The organism is Enterococcus sp. AZ179, assembly GCF_050498885.1.
In the GTDB taxonomy this organism is placed as follows: Bacteria; Bacillota; Bacilli; order Lactobacillales; family Enterococcaceae; genus Enterococcus_D; species Enterococcus_D entomosocium.
Map to the genome: position 1 here is coordinate 1,198,089 of NZ_JBMHEO010000001.1, position 18,154 is coordinate 1,216,242.

10 protein-coding genes are annotated in these 18,154 nt (G+C 36.0%); 2 read left to right on the plus strand and 8 right to left on the minus strand.

Annotated elements, in window-relative coordinates; all coding sequences use genetic code 11:
• Positions 1 to 198: 198 nt before the first annotated feature.
• Positions 199 to 1,683 (plus strand): helix-turn-helix domain-containing protein, encoded by a 1,485-nt coding sequence (locus IGI88_RS05775; RefSeq protein ID WP_429960272.1) that lies wholly within the window; start codon positions 199 to 201, stop codon positions 1,681 to 1,683.
• Positions 1,684 to 2,033: 350 nt separating this feature from the next.
• On the opposite strand, the gene IGI88_RS05780 is transcribed toward IGI88_RS05775, so the two are convergent.
• The 5 genes from IGI88_RS05780 to IGI88_RS05800 all read right to left on the minus strand — a co-directional run bounded on the left by IGI88_RS05780 (position 2,034) and on the right by IGI88_RS05800 (position 10,974).
• Entirely contained in the window at positions 2,034 to 5,039 is a 3,006-nt protein-coding gene (locus tag IGI88_RS05780; RefSeq protein ID WP_429960273.1) for a bacterial Ig-like domain-containing protein, read from the minus strand.
• Between the two features lie 964 nt (positions 5,040 to 6,003).
• On the minus strand, positions 6,004 to 6,495 hold the full coding sequence (locus tag IGI88_RS05785) for a helix-turn-helix domain-containing protein (RefSeq protein ID WP_429960274.1): 492 nt from the start codon (positions 6,493 to 6,495) through the stop codon (positions 6,004 to 6,006).
• A gap of 311 nt (positions 6,496 to 6,806) precedes the next feature.
• Positions 6,807 to 9,368 carry a cation-translocating P-type ATPase gene (locus IGI88_RS05790; RefSeq protein ID WP_016620264.1) on the minus strand — a complete coding sequence of 854 codons (2,562 nt, stop codon included), beginning with the start codon at positions 9,366 to 9,368 and terminating at the stop codon, positions 6,807 to 6,809.
• 235 nt (positions 9,369 to 9,603) lie between these two features.
• A complete protein-coding gene (locus tag IGI88_RS05795) occupies positions 9,604 to 10,323 on the minus strand; it encodes a B3/B4 domain-containing protein (protein WP_086298847.1) in 720 nt (239 codons plus the stop codon).
• Positions 10,324 to 10,521: 198 nt separating this feature from the next.
• Positions 10,522 to 10,974 (minus strand): MarR family winged helix-turn-helix transcriptional regulator, encoded by a 453-nt coding sequence (locus IGI88_RS05800; RefSeq protein ID WP_086332754.1) that lies wholly within the window; start codon positions 10,972 to 10,974, stop codon positions 10,522 to 10,524.
• 301 nt (positions 10,975 to 11,275) lie between these two features.
• Here IGI88_RS05800 and IGI88_RS05805 point away from each other — a divergent pair, with 301 nt between their 5' ends.
• Entirely contained in the window at positions 11,276 to 12,571 is a 1,296-nt protein-coding gene (locus IGI88_RS05805; protein ID WP_086332755.1) for an ISL3-like element ISEfa11 family transposase, read from the plus strand.
• Between the two features lie 921 nt (positions 12,572 to 13,492).
• Here the strand turns inward: IGI88_RS05805 and IGI88_RS05810 are convergent.
• From IGI88_RS05810 to IGI88_RS05820, 3 genes are all read right to left on the minus strand, one after another.
• Positions 13,493 to 15,748, minus strand: a complete 2,256-nt coding sequence (locus tag IGI88_RS05810; RefSeq protein ID WP_086372947.1) for an ATP-binding cassette domain-containing protein — start codon at positions 15,746 to 15,748, stop codon at positions 13,493 to 13,495.
• Positions 15,741 to 16,172, minus strand: a complete 432-nt coding sequence (locus IGI88_RS05815) for a MarR family winged helix-turn-helix transcriptional regulator (RefSeq protein WP_016612169.1) — start codon at positions 16,170 to 16,172, stop codon at positions 15,741 to 15,743. The genes IGI88_RS05810 and IGI88_RS05815 overlap by 8 nt, the downstream gene beginning before the upstream one ends.
• A 386-nt stretch (positions 16,173 to 16,558) precedes the next feature.
• Positions 16,559 to 17,767 (minus strand): AI-2E family transporter, encoded by a 1,209-nt coding sequence (locus tag IGI88_RS05820; protein WP_016612170.1) that lies wholly within the window; start codon positions 17,765 to 17,767, stop codon positions 16,559 to 16,561.
• Positions 17,768 to 18,154: the final 387 nt, after the last annotated feature.

An 18,154-nucleotide genomic window follows, 5' to 3' on the forward strand; every position in this document is an offset into this window, starting at 1 on the left:
ATATTCAATTTATTAATGAAAATTATTTTCGCACAACATTTATTTGTAATTAATAAATTTATTAGCAATAAAAAAACGTTAGATTATTTTGCGTTTTTTAAATCATGGTGGTATGATAGCACACAGAAAAAGCGCTCGCTATCTACAATTCTGGTATACCAATGTACGGAAATTGTGTTGGAGAAAGGGGGGAATTGTATGATACCTGATTACTTAAGAAGGGAAATATCTGTTTTATTTTTTATCATAAACAAAGAACAAACAACCACAAAAGAAATTGCCGAAAGCCTGCAGATCACTCCTCGAAAAGTACGGGATACCTTAACAATCATCAATAAACATTTTGAGGAATTTCAGAGTATCAATAATTTTATCTTCATAAAAAACTCTGGTGTGGTGCAAATCAACTCTGAATTCAAAGAACATTCAGTCTCTTCCGCCTACTCTCTGAAATTGCACCTATTAAAAAACAATGCAGCTTTTAATTATACAGTGTTATTGCTCACTAGAAGCTCACTGAATAAAGATCATATATTAAATGAGCTCTTTATCTCCCCTAGTTACCTAAACATACTAACCCAAAAATTAAATGAGTTTTTCTCAAGTTTTGATTTCCGCATTACAGTTAGGGAAGGCTACTATACTTTAGTTGGAGATGAAATGAATATTCGCTTGTTCTCTTATCTATACTTGCAAGATTCTTTTCATGATTTAGAGTGGCCATTTCAAGATATCTCCCTTCACAGTATTCGCGCATCAGTTCCCGAAGAAATCCTGGAAGAATCTTACAAACGTTCTTTTACAAAAAATAGATCACTTTATATTTTATATGCTATTTTGCAAACAAGAATCCATAGTAATCATCGTTTGGTTCAACCAGAATCCTTATTGACTCGAACATTGTTTACAATTATTTTTGAAAGTTTTGATGCAGCAGTAATCTTTCAAAAAAACAGCTTCGGATCCCTTGATGATAGTACGAAAAATAACGAGATTCTCTATTTTAATTTTCTTTCCCATCTTTTCATTTCAGACATTATCCCTATAGAAGAAAAGATAAAACTAGGAAAAACTTTTTTCGAATCAGATCATTCTTATTGCACTTTCTCTCGCGACGTTTTGGCAGCTAGTTCTGTTCTAATAAACGACAAACTCTCTGATCAGAACAGGCATCTTGTTCTCTACTATTTAACCTTATTCAACGCTTTTTATTTTTTGATAGGAGATACGATTGACTGCTTCGCCCAACTATTTATTCCACCTTTATTTTTTCGATCAAATGTTCAAAATGACTATATGAATGTCATAAAAAAAACTGTTTCTATCTACACCAAAGATGAAAATCACACCAAATATTTATCAAGTCTGCTCTATACGCTCCACACCGCTAATATAAAGACAGAAGTTTCAATCTACTTACAACTAGTAAAGGACTATTCCGCCAGTTTTTATATTGAAAATAGTCTTATGAACTTCTTTAATAAAGAACACATCAATATTACCGATAATTACGAGATAGCCGATATCGTCGTTACTGATACATTAGTACGATCCGATTCTAAGAAAAAAGTGTTTTATTTGAACTCGATAGAAAATGACGGACGATGGGCTGAGTTACTTTTTCTGATTCAATGTGTTTATTTGGAAAAACAGCACATCCAAAAGGAAAAATTCAGTTTGTAAAGGTTATAGATGTGCATTTTTCTCGGGTACAAATACTCAACATACGATCTATTCATTCATTGTTAGGAAGAAATTTCTTTTTTCAAGAAAGCATGTGAATTATCTATTGAAGTGATACATCTATAATAGAACGGCTTAGTCCATGCCCATACACTGCTCGTTATCTTGGTACTATTTTTTCAATACTCTCTTTAAAAATTGATACTAAATTCTGAGAGTCTTGTGCCAATCATTTTTGACAAATAATAACTTGCGACTATCAGGCTTCATTTATACCTTTGGTTCTGATAAAAATTTATCATACACAAATAAAGTACTTGGGAATGAATCCCAAGTACTTTATTTAATCATTACGATTTATTCGCTTTTCTTTCTTTCCAAAAGAAAACTGAACTCACCAATAACACAATTATGAAACCTGCTGCAAATTCTGCTACTGACTTACTTTCATTTGTTTTAGGAAATGCTTCATGTTTCCTACTATCAGAAGCTCCTTTTTTCTGATTCTCTTTCTGTTGTTCTTGTGAAGTATGCGTTGAATCATCTGCAGATTCTTCTTGGCTAGGTTTTTCTTTTACTGTGATGATAGCCGTCACCATAATTTCATCATAACTATACGTTACTTCGTAATTACCTGCTTTGCTCGGATCAACTTGACTTGCGTCTACTCTCAGGTTTGAAAATGCGACGTCGTTGCCTTCTTTATCTAACGCACTATCGAAATTATCTTCTGCTTCCCAGTTATCCCCCACATAAATCGTGGAATCGTGGACATTGACAGCAGTTTGTTTTTCTTTGACTGTGACAGTCGCTGTACTGGTTACACCGTCATACGTATACGTGACTTCAAAGCTCCTTGCTCTACTTGTATCTGCTTGACTAACATTGACAATCAAATCTTGGAAATCTACTGAATTACCATCTTTATCCAAACCACTATCGAAATTATCTTCTGCTTCCCAGTTATCTCCTACATAAATCGTGGAGTCGTGAACATTGATGGCTGTCATTTTTTCTTTGACCGTAATGATCGCTATACTCGTTACACCATCATACGCATACGCGACTTCAAAGGTCCCTGCTTTACTCGTGTCGGCTTTACTGTCATCTACTGTTATAGCTGAAAATGCCACTTCGTTGCCTTCTTTATCTAACGCACTGTCGAAGTTATCTTCTGCTTGCCAAGTATCTCCTACATAAATCGTAGAATCATGGACATTGACGGCTGTCATTTTCTCTTTTACTGTAACAGTCGCTGTACTCGTTACACCGTCATACGTATACGTGACTCCAAAGCTCCCTACTTTATTTGTATCTGCTTTACTGTCATCCACCATCAGGGCTGAGAATGCCACTTCGTTTCCATCTTTATCTAACGCACTATCGAAGTTATCCTCTGCTTGCCATGGATCACCCACATAAATCGTAGAATCGTGGACATTGACGGCTGTCATTTTTTCTTTGACCGTAATGATTGCTATACTCGTTACACCATCGTACGTATATGCGACTTCAAAGGTCCCAGCTTTACTCGTATCTGCTTTGCTGGCATCGAACGTTAGTTCTTGGAAATCTACCAGATTACCATCTTTATCTAACGCACTATCGAAATTATCCTCTGCTTGCCAGTTATCCCCCACGTAGATCGTTGAGTCATGAACATTAACGGCTGTCATTTTCTCTTTGACTGTCACGATTGCTTTACTGGTTACACCATCATACGTATAAGTGACTTTAAAGCTACCTGCTTTACTCGTGTCGGCTTTACTAGCATCGACCGTCAGATCTGAAAGTGCAACGTCGTTGCCATCTTTATCTAATGCAGTATCGAAGTTATCCTCTGCTTGCCATGAATCTCCCACATAAATCGTGGAATCATGGACGTTCACCGCGGTTTGTTTTTCTTTGACTGTAACAACCGCTGTACTCGTCACACCATCATACGTGTATGTGACTTCAAAGCTCCCTGCTTTATTTGTATCTGCTTTACTGGCATCTACCGTTAGGGATGAAAAATCAACATCGTTGCCATCTTTGTCTAATGCACTCTCAAAATTATCCTCTGCTTGCCATGGATCACCCACATAGATTGTTGAGTCAGAGACATTTATGGCGGTCAGCCGAGGCTTAACAACTATTGTTGCATCCTTGGTTAGATTATTGAGAGTATAACTAATCGTATAAGTACCCGCTGTCTGTGTGTCTACTGTACCAGAAACAATCCCGCCGTTTGCCAAAAATTCCTCATAAGTTAGCTGGTTTCCTTCTTTTGATGAAGCTTCGATAAAGTTATCAACTGGTGACCATGTGTCCTGTGTATAAATAGTACTATCTTTAATCAAAATATCGGTGTAATCAATTTGCGCTTTCTGATAAACATAGGTAACTGTAAACTCACCACGTTTAAATTTTCCAATAGCATCGACAGGTAAATTACTTGTATCTAATTCATATCCAGGAATATCTGGAATATAGTCACTAGTTGAAACGTCATAGGGCTGGTTTGTACTATCATCTATTCTACGTGACGGATAGATTTCATTACCTGATTCATCTACATATTTAATGGTTAAGTGACTGTTTGTAAAACGGATATTATACGTGGCTGTAAATAGGTCATTCCCGTTAGCATCTTTATAAGGAATAACCACAGTAAACCCAAAATATTCAAAATCGTCCGGGCTCCAACCTTGCGTGAAACTACTCCATGGTATTTCTATAGTATTCACCCCTATTACTGGATTGGTATATGATGAACCTGTCATGAAATATTGCTGATCCGATTTGTACTCGTAAAAATTCCCGTCATCCCCACCTAACATAAGATGAAAATATAGTTCATCCTGTATATTTTTTTCAGGAATGGGTAAATCGATTACCAATGGTTTAATATTAAGAGGATCATATTCAACTGTTAAGTCATAAATGAACAACTCTGAAGCTTCCGTTGGAATCATACGCATCTTCGAATCTTTTTTTTGAGTTTGATTCTGGTCAGCATTATCTGTTACACTTTCGCTCGTATCGGATTCAGATGACTGGCTTTCGGACAGTTCTTTACTCTTATCCGATTGCTCCTCATTAATAGCAGCACCTTCTTCTAGACTGCTTGACATTTCATCCACCAAAGGGTTTTCCTTCGCTTCACTTTCAGAAACTATATCTTTATTATCAGACAGCTGTTCCTGAATTCCACTTTTTTCAAAGTTATTCAAAGATTCTGATGAAAGATTGCCCGCTTCTTGTTTCTGAGCGATTTCCGTTCCAAAGGTATCGGTCAAAGCTTGTATTGGATTCGTTACCATAGAGCCTAACAATAACCCGACTAAAAATAGTTGCATATTCTTATTTTTCATTCGTTTCTCCTCGTTTCAATTTAACAAAAGGTATCTTCGCATTAAACTACACATTTTAATTCATCCCCCCCACTAAGGTTAGTACATAAAATTATTTGCTAAATGTGAAGATTTATAATGTGCATATTAAAAGTGTGTAACCTAAAATTCAAAGGGGGCTTAATACCTATTATTTCTTCATCTTAAACATCTCATCCATATAATTATTTAATCAAAAAAAATAATCATACTTTTTCTATTATCCTTTTTTTGTGTGCACAGGAATTTCTATTTTTTTCATGGCATTAAAATATTAGAACTACAGACTTTGGATGCTTCTCACTAGAGAACTAACATTTTGGTATAACAGTGTACGAGAATGGTGTTTTATATCCAAGTATATTATCTGCTTTTCTCATAGGTACTTGACTGTGGGCTACCCGACACGATATTGATATTGGTTTGCTCATAACTAAGGAACGGAATGAAAACGGGTTTTTTTGATGAAGAAAATATCTATAACCCCTATCAGATTCTCGTTTTTAAAAATATTTGCTACAATCAATTTGTAGCTTCTTATATTAGGTTAATTGTGGTGGCAGCCCGTGGAGCCGCGATTGTTCTTGAAGAATAGAGAATCTTGTACGTTTCTATAAAAAGCGTTTCAAAATAAAGAAATCACAGTGCGGATTGCCGTGACCTAATTTATTTCTTTAAGCTAAACGAAGATACCTAAATGAGTTATTACAACATCCGTAAGATTACGCAATGAGAACAGCCGATTTTCAGTTTCTGATTCGTGATTGATTTTTCTTTTGTCCCGCTAAAAAAACCTCTCAAATGGATGAGAGGTTTTCGTTCTATTGAATAAAAATCAATTTATCGATTTATAAATGGCACTTCGTAACGAATACTTAATGCTCTATTCAACTTTTTTTCTGCATCGACTAAAGGTAAATAAAGAGCCCCAAACAATTATCCTAATCTACCATTTCTGTCGAAACCGAGGAAATGGTTCGTTCTCTTTTTTATTTTTAGGGAAGATATAAAAATAAAACACGGAGCCAATGATGATCGCTGGCGGCACCGAGATGCTCAATAATTTTAAAGCAGTGTTTAAAAGTACACCAAATTTTTCTTGAATAGAAAGATTCATAATCGTGCTGAAGTCTTGATTGAACGAAGTAACGATCATCGTGACAAAAAAGAGAAAGCAAAAACTAATCACCCCATACTTGATACTTACTTTTAAATCATCATTGTCTTTCTTAGTTTCTTCCAAAAGTAATGTTTCTAATGAGATATCCAATTCTTCGGCTATTTTGATCATATTTTTTTTGCTAGGGTACGTAGCACCTAACTCCCATTTTGAGATTGTCTTGTCACTTACTTCTAATAATTCTGCTAGCATACTTTGTGTTAGCTTGTTTTTTTCTCTATATTCTTTCAGCTTCATTGCTAATATTGTTTCCTTCATTTCAACAACTCCTCATCGATTTCTACCTTTCATTTTGACATAAAACCTACCATTTAACAGGAATTCTTGAAAAAGAGAGTAGAATAGAGGGGATTTTTTTAGCTACTTCTGGTGATTTTCCTGAAACATACTACCGATTCCTTCCTTTCAACAATAGTTGCTATGCATTCTGATATCTTCTAAATAATATCAAACCAGAAATCATAAGCGTCTGTAAATAATTAAAGGAGACGCAAAAACTTCCCAGTTTTTGCCCTCCCTCATTTCTCAAGAAAATTTGTTAACAGAGGATTTTCTATTTATCATTCTTATTAGAAGAAACCAAAGTATTTTTTCACTTCAATATACACTAAAGGAAAAATGGATAAGCCGATTACCCATAGCCAGTCAACTGCACGAAGAGAAACAAAGCCAAAAATAGTTTGCATGAATGGAATCGTTACTAACAAGATAATGATCAATGCACCTATGAAGGTTGTCATTACTAACAACGGATTGCTCAAAAAACGCAGCTTCAGAATAGATTCTTTACTTCTACAATTAAACATATGCACAATAGTTGATAATCCCAATACAATAAATGTCATTGTCTGCGAAACCTCTATCGATTCTAGACGTCCAATTAGAATCGCGCCTAATGTGACGCCTGTAAAAACAATTGAGATTTCTACAATTTTTACCAATAATCCTTGCGCAAAAATGCTCGTGTATTTAGCGATCGGGGCTTCCATCATTGCTTTTTTATCGACTGGTTCAATGCTAAGACTCATTCCTGGGATTCCATCTGCAACTACTTTTATGATTAACAATTGAACCGCTGTAACAGGTGCTCCCCACCCAACGAGCAAGGAAATTAAAACGATCGTCAGTGCAGAAATATTGCAACCAAGCATCGCGTATAATGATTTTCTGATATTGCTGTATACCCGTCGTCCTTCTTCAACCGCCTGAACAATCGTCGCAAAATTATCGTCTACTAAAACCATATCAGAAGCTTCCTTTGCTACTTCTGTGCCACCTCCCATTGCGATCCCTACATCAGCTGCTTTTAATGCAGGTGCATCATTGACACCATCGCCAGTCATAGCGACAATCTCATCATTTTTTTGAAATGCTTTTACGATTCGAATTTTATCTTCTGGGGAAGTACGGGCAAAGACTCGATAGTCATCAATCACATGGGCTAATTTTTCATCGCTCATTTCATGTAAATCCGCGCCGGTCATTGCTTTTTTCCCATCGGTGAGAATTCCTACATCTTCTGCGATTTTTTTTGCTGTTAGTAAGTGGTCCCCTGTGATCATTACGGTTTGAATCCCTGCTTGTTTTGCAATAGAAACAGCCGTATAGCTTTCGGGCCGAGCTGGGTCGATAATCCCAACAAATCCTGCAAACTCTAACTGACTTTCAAGAATTTCTTCAGTAAGACGTGTAGGTTTTTCATCGTATCTTTTATAAGCAACGCCCAAAACACGGTATGCTTGATTGGCCAACTCATCATGCTTGCTCACGTAGGTGGGGTTGTTCGCATCAATGAGATCCAAGCGATCAAAAGCCCCTTTTGTGACAGAAACATATTGGTTGTTTACTTTATATAAGACAGTCATTCTTTTTCGTTTTGAATCAAAAGGAACTTCATGAATCTGTTCAAAGGTTGAAGCGACTTTACCTAGTTCCTCTTTAGTGAAGAGCGATGCCAGTTTTTTTCTGATCGCCAACTCTGTTGGATTACTAGTTACTGTTGTATTTTCTTCCATCGAACTAGCAAGATAGAAGAGAAATAAGAGATTTTTATCCTTCTCTTCTGTTATTTCTAAGCAGGAAGTCAGTCTATCCTTCATGATAATAACTTCTTTCACGATCATCTTATTTTCCGTAATCGTTCCAGTTTTATCTGAGCAGATGATTGAAACACCTCCAACGGTTTCTACTGTTGAAGGAGTCCTAACGATGGTTTTCTTCAGTGCCATATTTCTCATCCCAACCGCTAGAGAGATTGTTACTACGACTGGCAAAACCTCTGGAATAGCAGCAACAGCCATGGATATTGCGGTCATGATACTGGTCTCTAAAGACAATCCTTTGCTGATTCCTATAGCAATCGCTAGAAAGCCAGAGAGAATAGCGATTAGTCCTAGAACTTTCCCAAGTTTTTGCATTTTTATTTGTAGAGGTGCTATGGTTGTTTCTTCCTTGCTTAATAAGCTCGATATTTTACCAATTTCCGTATTCATTCCTGTCTTTTCAACTCGAACGTTTGCTTTTCCTGTGACTACTAATGAGCCAGAAAAAACCAAGTCTTTTCTGTCCCCTAAAGAATCTTCTTTAGAAGAAATATAGGTGGGATCTTTTTCACTTGGTTCACTTTCACCAGTTAGAAACGATTCATCAACAAAGAAATTACTACTAGTTAAAAGTTTAGCATCTGCTGGAATACGGTCCCCTAATGCCAACTGAACAATATCACCAGGAACAATGTTCAAACTTTCAATCTCTTTTAACGCCCCATCTCTGAATACTTTACTTACGGGAACACTTATCTTATTTAATTCACTTATTGATTTTTCCGCATGTTTTTGCTGTCGAATCGACAAATATAGATTAAGAATGACAATTGAAAAGATGACTATTGGTTCCGTAAAATCATCAGGGTGGTTTTGAAATGCAACGTAACTAGATAAGAGCGTTGCAACGATTAAAATCAAGATGGTAATATCCTTCATCGACTCTTTCAAATAGTCATAAAAATGCTTCTCGTCTTTGCTTTCTATGGAATTAAACCCATATTTTTCTAGCTTCATTTCTGCTTCTTTACTGGAAAGTCCCGACTGGTTAGGGCTCTTTCCTTTTTCTTTCAATTGTTCTTTTAACATCTGCCTATACCTCCTAAAACAAAAAAGAAGTCAGACAAACTAACCATAAAAGCCTAAGGTTAGTTTTTCTGACTTCAATAAGATTTATTCCGGCGAACAAATCTAATGTCATTATTTAAATTCCACCTAATTATTGCACATCCGAATATTTGGGTCAAGATTTTCACGATGACCGATCAATCAAAATGAGAGAATGGTATGCAAAATCGAGAAAAAGTACGTGTACATCCTTATCCTATAGACAAGAAGCTCGCCCTTGCAAAATGATTTCAGGACTTTCTTTACTTAGCACATAATCATTACCTGCTACTTTAAAATACTCTTGAACCAACTGACTTAACTCTTTGATTGCTTCATTCGCCCGAGCCCGTTGCGTTTCATTGATCGATTCAATGAATAAAACAGCATTGGTGGTCTCTTCTGTTAGCATCGTACGTTGAGCTTCCCGCCAATTTAAGCATCGACAGATTGCACCTTTCTCATCATAGTAAATGACTTCCTTTTCCAAGGCTGGGGAATCAGTATCTGCACCTAAGGGAAAGAAAGATTCGCCACCTTTTGCAACGCCTAAATGAAGGTCGCCAACGATTGTATCGAGGTCTTCTCCGCCTAAAGGGACACCATATTTCAAGGAAATACTATTATAAATATCTACTAAAGGATTGATGGGAGAAAATTCTCTGTCTTGATTCACCCGTTTCAACAGTGCTTCGATGGAAGCGCGTACCCCTTTTTTCGTTTTAAATTGCTGAAAAGCACTTCGCCATTCTTGGATCACTTGGTTTTCACTGAAGGTGTCGGTTGTTAAGTAGCGCTTTGCTTGTTCTTTACTACTTTTTAGCAAGTCAGTAAAAAACGTTTCGTGTGCAGCATCGGCAACATTGTTTATATTTTTTACAACAAGGCAGTTGATTTGTGCTTCTGGAAATAGTGCCCAAAATTCTTGATCGATCATTATTTTCTTCACTTTCTCTACACTCCTGTTTAGTTTATTTGAACAAATTCATGTCCTTTATTTTTCAGGATCTCTGTTTTTTCAGCAGACAGCCGAGCTATATCCTTTTTAACCAAATATCAGCTACCTGTGCTTCCTACCCTAGGTAGCATGAATGTACATTCAATCAGATCCAATCTCCCCAGCGGCGTTATTCGTTTAATAGTCTCTTTTGATCCCATTCTTGACGTTGACCCAATCAACTTCTACCGAAGATTTTATTTTTTTCAGCATTTCCGCAAGATTTTTTCTTTCTAAAGCAGATAACTGTTGAATCGCTACTTTATTTGAATAGTTATTTTCTCTTATGATTAATTGAACCGCTTGTTTCCCTTTGGCGGTTGTGTATAAGTGTTTGATTTTTTTATTTTCTTTGTCTGACTCTTTTAGAATAAACCCATTTTCCTCTAACTTTTTTACCGCCCGGGACAAAGTCGTGCGATCAACTTTGATCCGTTCGGCTAATCGTTCAGGAATAATTCCTTCATTTTCAAATATACGAACTAAGTAAATGTATTGTCCTTTACTGAGTTGAACCTCTTTAAATTCAATATTAGCAATGGATTCCAACATTCTACTGATCGAACCTATCTCACGAAGTATATCCTCCACGAACTATCCCCTCCCTATCTAGCACTATAATAGCCCATTATTGTTGCACATGCAACAATAATGGGCTTGATTTACTTTATTACTCACTCTTAGAAAATGGGTGCATGGAATAAGCTTGTTGTTTCTGTTCTCAAAAAAAGCAGGAGAATACAGAGAAAAAATTCTGGCTCTATAATTTATGGGACTGATGAATCAGAATTGATTCTTCAGCCCCATTTTCATTTTAGGTATTAAAAAACATATCGTTCTCTAGTATGATTAAATCACCACAAAATAAACAACTGAGAGGACGATATGCTATATGAATGATTCTATCAAAAAAATGTTGAGAATAACAGAGAAAGATTTGATGATTACAGAGATCTCTTACGAGACCCTTCAGAAGAAAAAGACGTTGGTCGTCGATGCTGTTCTCTCGCCTACTCCTCGTGCTTGTAGAAGTTGTGGTTCTACTGTGGTAGATGGAAACGGGAAAACAATTATAGTGAAAAATGGGAAGAAGGAAACGATTGTCCGTTTTGAACAATACAATCATATGCCTTTGGTTATGCGCCTAAAAAAGCAGCGCTATACCTGTAAAAACTGCCGAACCCATTGGACTGCTCAAAGTTATTTTGTCCAACCCAGACATTCAATCGCAAATCATGTTAGATATAAAATTGCTTCTTTACTGACTGAAAAAGTATCTTTATCTTTTATTGCGAAAAGCTGTCAGGTATCTTTGACCACCGTTATTCGTACATTGAAAGAGTTTAAAAGCTATTTACCAAAGCAATCTAAGAAGATTCTCCCCAGAGTATTGATGGTTGATGAATTTCGTTCGCATGCTTCCATAGAAGATAAAATGAGCTTTATTTGCGCAGATGGCGAAACAGGAAAATTAATAGATGTTTTGCCTACGCGTAAATTACCTCGATTAACAAGCTATTTCTTAGGTTGTACCAATCCAGAAGAAGTAGAATTCTTGGTGACAGACATGAACGCCGCCTACTTCCAGCTCACCAAACGTGTTCTGCCAAATGCGAAAGTAGTGATTGATCGGTTTCATATTGTCAAACACATGAATCAAGCGTTCAATGAGTTGCGTATCCGTGAAATGAATGAACTTCGTAAAGCCGGACAGAAAAGCCAGGCAGAAAAACTGAAAAAGAACTGGCGCTTTTTGCTAAAAAATCGTGCAAACATCAACCATTATGAATACAAAACATGGAAAAGTTTCCGAGCACCAAAATACCCATTTCTTACTGAAGCAATGATGATTGATCGATTGCTTGAGTTTTCTACGCCCCTGAAGGAGGCGTATCCCTTTTTTCATGAATTAGTTGAAGCCTTTCGAGACAAAGACCCTGACTTATTTTTCTCCTTATTGACAGAACTTCCCGAAACGTTAGATGACAGCTTTCGGGAGAAGCTTCAAAACCTTCTGACCTATGAAGAAGGCATCACCAACGCAATGATCTATCCTTATTCCAATGGAAAAATAGAAGCGAAGAATACCCACATAAAGACAATGAAACGAGTATCCTACAGATTTAAATCATTCGAGAACATGAGAATTAGAATCTTTTTGATCAGTCAATTAATCAAAGTGAGATAACAAAAAATCTGAGCCAGAATGAGGTTCATTCTGACCCAGATTTGATTTTGCACAACTCATCAGTCCTTATTGACAAATAGCCATTTTTTCCCTTTAGGCCTCCTTCCACGTAAGTAATCTATTCATTTGTTAGGAGAATAGTTTTTTAAACAAAAAATGAGAACACTTAATAATCCACGTTATTAAGTGTTTTATTTATACAAAAATTAATATATGTCTAAATTTTTTTTTTCGTTTAGCTTATTTCTTTGGTTTTTCCTTCTCAAGAATTATAAGTTATTTTTTAGCGAGGCATTACCTTACGCTCCGAATTGTTATTATAAAGATAATAAACTTTTAAAATGTCTTCGGCTTTCCTATAAATCAGTTTTATATTTATTAATAATATTTGCAGAACAAAAATACCCGATTACGAATGATCGGGCTCAGAGAGTTAGAACGAAGCTTCTAAATTTTAGGGCCGGATAAGTCTAACTGCTTTAAGCAAATTGTACAAGAATAAAGTGTTTTTCCTTCAGGTCAATTACTGAAGAATTTTGATGCGAAAATGAGAGAGAATCAACGTTTTTTCTTTTGATACTAATGAGTAGTCTGACTATTAAAACTGTAGAAAGTGTCCTCTTGTTTCACTCATATCTCATTCCATTTGATTACTGATTTTTAATGTTTCTGTCCCTTTATATTAATTGTCCTAATAATCATAAATCTAATTTTTAATTGAACAATGATTTAGTTACGAGTTTATGTACACAAGAATAGAGCAATAAATTTCAATTATGGCATTTAAAAAGAGTGTTCAGGAAATCGTCACTTTCTTAACACTCTTTGTCGAAAAATTAAGAAGATCAAAAGCTATTAAATTTCTGCCCATCACATAGCTGTTAAAAAAATCATGAACTGAAATTCTTATAAACACCTTTTTTAATTGTTGTTTTTTGTATATCTTTTCAGATGTTTTGCTGTGTATGAATCTTCTAACGTTAATAAGTCTATTGGGTACCCTTGAAACAATACTTTACCTCCAAAGTTCCCCCCGCCAGGTCCCATTTCGATAAGCCATTGAGCCTGACTTATTATTTTGAGATTGTGCTCTAGAACAATCAATGTATTTCCTTTTTGCAAAAGTTTATTTAACAATAATAACAACTTGTCAATATCCGCCTCATGAAGGCCGGTAGATGGTTCATCTAATATTAGACAGTTAGAAGTATCTTGAGCAATTATTTTTGCTATCTTTAAACGCTGAAGTTCTCCACCAGAAAATGTATCTAGCGACTGCCCCAACTTCATATACTCTAGATGAACATCCATGAGAATTTGCATCGTTCTGATCAATAAGCGATCATCAAACAAATCTACTGCTTTTCGAACTGATAATTGTAAAATATCGTAAATAGTGAAACCATGCCATAAAATAGATAAGGCTTCATCGTTATATCTTTTTCCTCGGCATTTCTCACAAACTTGCTCTGCATCCCCCATAAAAGCCAAATCCATTTTTATCACTCCTTTGCCTTTGCACAGAGGACATGCTCCTTTACCGTTATAGCTGAAAAGAGAGGCACTTTTACCAGAACATTGCGCGTAGATGCTCCGAATTTTATCAAAGACATTTAGATACGTGAGAACATTTGAGCGAATGTTGCCATTTATCTGACTCTGGTCTAATATACTTGCTTCAGGATATTTTTTTTTAAAAAGATAGCGAATGAGTGTGCTCTTCCCAGAACCAGCGACTCCGGTTACAACCGTTAATGCTTGTTTTGGCAACACCACAGAAGCGTTTACAACATTGTGCAAACTAACCTCATTTAATTCGTAATAGGAAGAAAATTGTTGTCTTTGTGTATTAACGTTCAACTGATCTGCCAACGCTCTTCCAGTGATGGTGTTCGACTTCAGTAGTTCATCATAGGTTCCTTCAAAGGTGATTTTTCCACCGCTATCCCCGGATCCTGGACCGATCTCAATGATATGGTCTGCAATTTGTATAATATCCGGATCATGGTCAACAAGAACAACAGTATTTCCTTTATCTTTTAACCCCCTAATTATCTTTGCTATTTTTTGAATATCTTCTGGATGGAGTCCAATACTAGGCTCATCAAAAATGTATAGAATATCACTAAGTGCACTGTTAAGATGTTTAACCATTTTTATTCTTTGAGATTCTCCACCAGATAATGTTGCTGTTGGACGGTTAAGAAACAAATAGCCTAGGCCAACCTCCTCCAAACTCTGTAGTTTCTTACTTAAATCTTTCAAAATCACCTGAACAGCAGAAGAATGAATCTCTTTAATAAATTTGTTTAGTTCAGGAATAGGCATCCTCACACAGTCTGCGATCGATTTTCCATTTATCTTTGCAGAGCGAACGAGTTTACTTACTCTAGTGCCTTGACAATTGGGACATTCTTTCACTTGCAGAATGTGATTTAATGGTGCACTATATTGCGTGCTTTCTTTTTCGATAAAATTTTTGGTAATTCTGGGAATGATCCCTTCATAACGTGCAGTTTTTGGCCATTTATTCGTAGGATTACTTGGAGTGCTGCCGAGATCATTTAGTAAACGGTCCAATTCTTCTGCTAGGTAATCTTTAATTTTTTTATTGTTATCGAAATTACCAGATTCTGTATACCTAGACAGGCGCCATCCTCCCGGTTGAAAAGTAGGAAATTGAATAGCTCCCTCTGATAAAGATTTGTCAAAATCGATTAACTTATCGACATCAATCTCTTTGACCTCACCTAATCCCTTACAAACTTCACACATGCCCTTGGGATTATTAAACGAATAATTCATAGAATATCCAATAAAAGGGGTTGCAACCCTCGAGAATAGCAGCCTTAAACTTGAATATATATCTGTTACAGTTCCAACTGTGGAACGTGCATTTCCTCCTAGTTTCTTCTGATTAATCACAATAGACACTGGTAGATTTTCTATTTTATCAACGATTGGTTGAGAATAGTGAGGTAGTAGCTGTTGGATATAACTCGAATAGGTCTCGTTTAGTAATCGTTGGGATTCAGCTGCTAAGGTATCAAATACCAAAGAAGATTTTCCCGAGCCTGAAACACCTGTTACGACAGTTACTTGATACTTAGAAAGTTTCAAAGAAAGATTTTTTAAATTGTTTGTTTTAGCTCCTTCGATAGAAATGAGATCATTCATCATACCTCAGCCTTTCCGTTTTAAGCGCTTCTAAATATTTCTTTGCTAGTTCAGCGAACTGCTCTTTTTCCTTCCGATTAAAAACTGCATTTGCGATTTCAGATAAGTGCGTATGTCCATTATCAATAGTTGTTAATAAATGACTTCCCTCTATTGTCAAAAAAGTGAGTAGTTCTCGACCATCTGCATCATTGGGTTTCTGTTGAATATAATTCATTAATTTTAGCTCTTTTAACGCCTTTGAAAGTTTTGTCCTACTAATTCCTAGCAAAACACTCATTTTTGACGGGCGCATCTCAGTTTCAGAATTTAGAATATTTAAAATATCATATTGAAGCCAACTAATTGTTTTAGGATTTAGTCTGGTTCTTTCCGCCACCAATTCACATTGTAAGTTTACTAATACCTCTTCTAAATTATTCATTGAAAACTTCCCCTCAAATTGATTTCTATTTGGAAACTATATCATTTGGGAAATCAGATGTCAAATAGGTAGTCTATCCATCTGGCGCTTATCATTGTTGTGCGTTGATTCCTGCTTAGTCAAGCAGCCTCTTTCGTAGAAAAACGACAAGTTATTGGAATGGCTAAAAAGGAGTCATGATCCAATGAATTTCTGACACTGGAAAACTTAATTATCGGAAATTCATCGGCCCAAACTAAAAATAGAGTACTCAGAAAATAGATATTTCCAAGCACTCTATGTATTAAAATTCTTTCTTTCACTATCAAAGCAAATGATTTAACTCAAACGATCAATTTGAGCAGGACATGCGTACTTGAATTCATTTGTTCAACAGGTTTCCCTCGTTAACCATGGCTGCTTTTCTTAGTGTATGATTCTAAACTAAATTCAGTTTCTTCATAAGGAACATCTTCCGCATATATGCGATTGTATCGCTGCTTAAATTTTCGAAACCCAAACACCACTAACACTTTCACGATTGCATAAAGTGGTATACCGAAAATCAACCCAAACATGCCGAAAAGTTCACCCATTATCCATAGCACAAAAATAATTGTTACTGGATGGATCACCATATGTTTTCCCATGACCTGAGGTTCGATCAGCTCCCCATTTAATAATTGAACAACGATCCAGACAATGCACAACTGAATGAACATCGTAGGAGACGTCATGATTGCAATGATTGCACAAGGGAAAAAGGCGACAACCGGTCCGATATAAGGAACGATAGCTGTTGCGCCAACAAGAAATGCTAAGCTTCCAGAAAAAGGCATGTCGATAATTAAGAAGCCAATAAAAGTCAATGTTCCTATGATCACACAAACGACTAGTTGGCCCTTTAGATAGGCGCCCACCTGATTTTCCATTGTCCGAATGATTTCTTTGACTTCATGACGTAATCTAGGGGGGAAGATACCTAAAGAATACTCTACAAATTGACGGTCATTTTTCAATAAAAAGAACGTGATGATCGGCACTGTCAATAACAACAATAGGACATGGGTAATCGTTGAAAACACTTGTGAAGCACCGAAAATAATATTGCCCAGATATACGCCCACATTATTAGAAACTTGATTTATCCAATTCGCCAGAACCTCGAGTCCCTCATGATATGCTTGTTCATATCTAGTATTTTGTATAAAAGTTTCTATTACTCGTTCAGCTTCAATCAAATAATTTGGGAAGTTTTCGATCAATCGTTCAAATTGTTGGATAAGTAACGGCAGTGCGAGGGCAGTTGACAAGATGAAGGCAGCAGTAAGTGTGCATAATGTAATAATAATACTCAGTACTTTTGAAAGTCCTAGCCCTACCAAAAACTTTACAACTGGTTTAAGTACAAAATATAAAACGAGCGTCATAGTTAACGGAGGAAGAACCACCTGAAATACTTTAACTACTGGCTCAATCAAAAAGGTAAGATTTTTGAACAGCAATAGTGTTGCGCCACCTATAAACAGGACCGCTAAGATGTATAAGAGTGTAGCCCCACCCAACATTTGTATCACTTTATGTTTCTTTTTCATTTCTTCTCCCCGTTCTTTCATTATCTAAATCAATCTTCTTTTCTTGTAAAGATTAGCTCACCCCAAATGGACCTTTTCATTCACTAATCTCCCCCACTTGAGGATTCGATGCGATTTGAAATGAAGACAACTTTTATTTAATAATCTTACCATAATTAGTCATAAAAATACCTCTAAGCTATATCTCTAGCCTAGAGGTGTTTTTCAGATTGATTAATGAGCTATCTTCTCTATATTATTTGACAAACTCCCTTTATTATTTTAGTATTTTCAGAACTTTTTATAATCATTCACAATAAATAAATTTTAATTATCAATGAAAAATCAGCCTCCAAAAAAATTATACCGTTAGCTTAAATGAACATAATAAAAAGAGCCTAATCAAAAATGAAAAACAGGTGAAACATT

Excerpts from the sequence above, each read along its gene's own strand:
- IGI88_RS05790 (WP_016620264.1), bottom strand. The coding sequence starts at position 9,368 with ATGTTAAAAGAACAATTGAAAGAAAAAGGAAAGAGCCCTAACCAGTCG.
- IGI88_RS05780 (WP_429960273.1), bottom strand. The coding sequence starts at position 5,039 with ATGAAAAATAAGAATATGCAACTATTTTTAGTCGGGTTATTGTTAGGC.
- IGI88_RS05785 (WP_429960274.1), bottom strand. The coding sequence starts at position 6,495 with ATGAAGGAAACAATATTAGCAATGAAGCTGAAAGAATATAGAGAAAAA.
- IGI88_RS05775 (WP_429960272.1), top strand. The coding sequence starts at position 199 with ATGATACCTGATTACTTAAGAAGGGAAATATCTGTTTTATTTTTTATC.
- IGI88_RS05815 (WP_016612169.1), bottom strand. The coding sequence starts at position 16,172 with ATGAATAATTTAGAAGAGGTATTAGTAAACTTACAATGTGAATTGGTG.
- IGI88_RS05810 (WP_086372947.1), bottom strand. The coding sequence starts at position 15,748 with ATGAATGATCTCATTTCTATCGAAGGAGCTAAAACAAACAATTTAAAA.
- IGI88_RS05805 (WP_086332755.1), top strand. The coding sequence starts at position 11,276 with ATGAATGATTCTATCAAAAAAATGTTGAGAATAACAGAGAAAGATTTG.
- IGI88_RS05820 (WP_016612170.1), bottom strand. The coding sequence starts at position 17,767 with ATGAAAGAACGGGGAGAAGAAATGAAAAAGAAACATAAAGTGATACAA.
- IGI88_RS05795 (WP_086298847.1), bottom strand. The coding sequence starts at position 10,323 with ATGATCGATCAAGAATTTTGGGCACTATTTCCAGAAGCACAAATCAAC.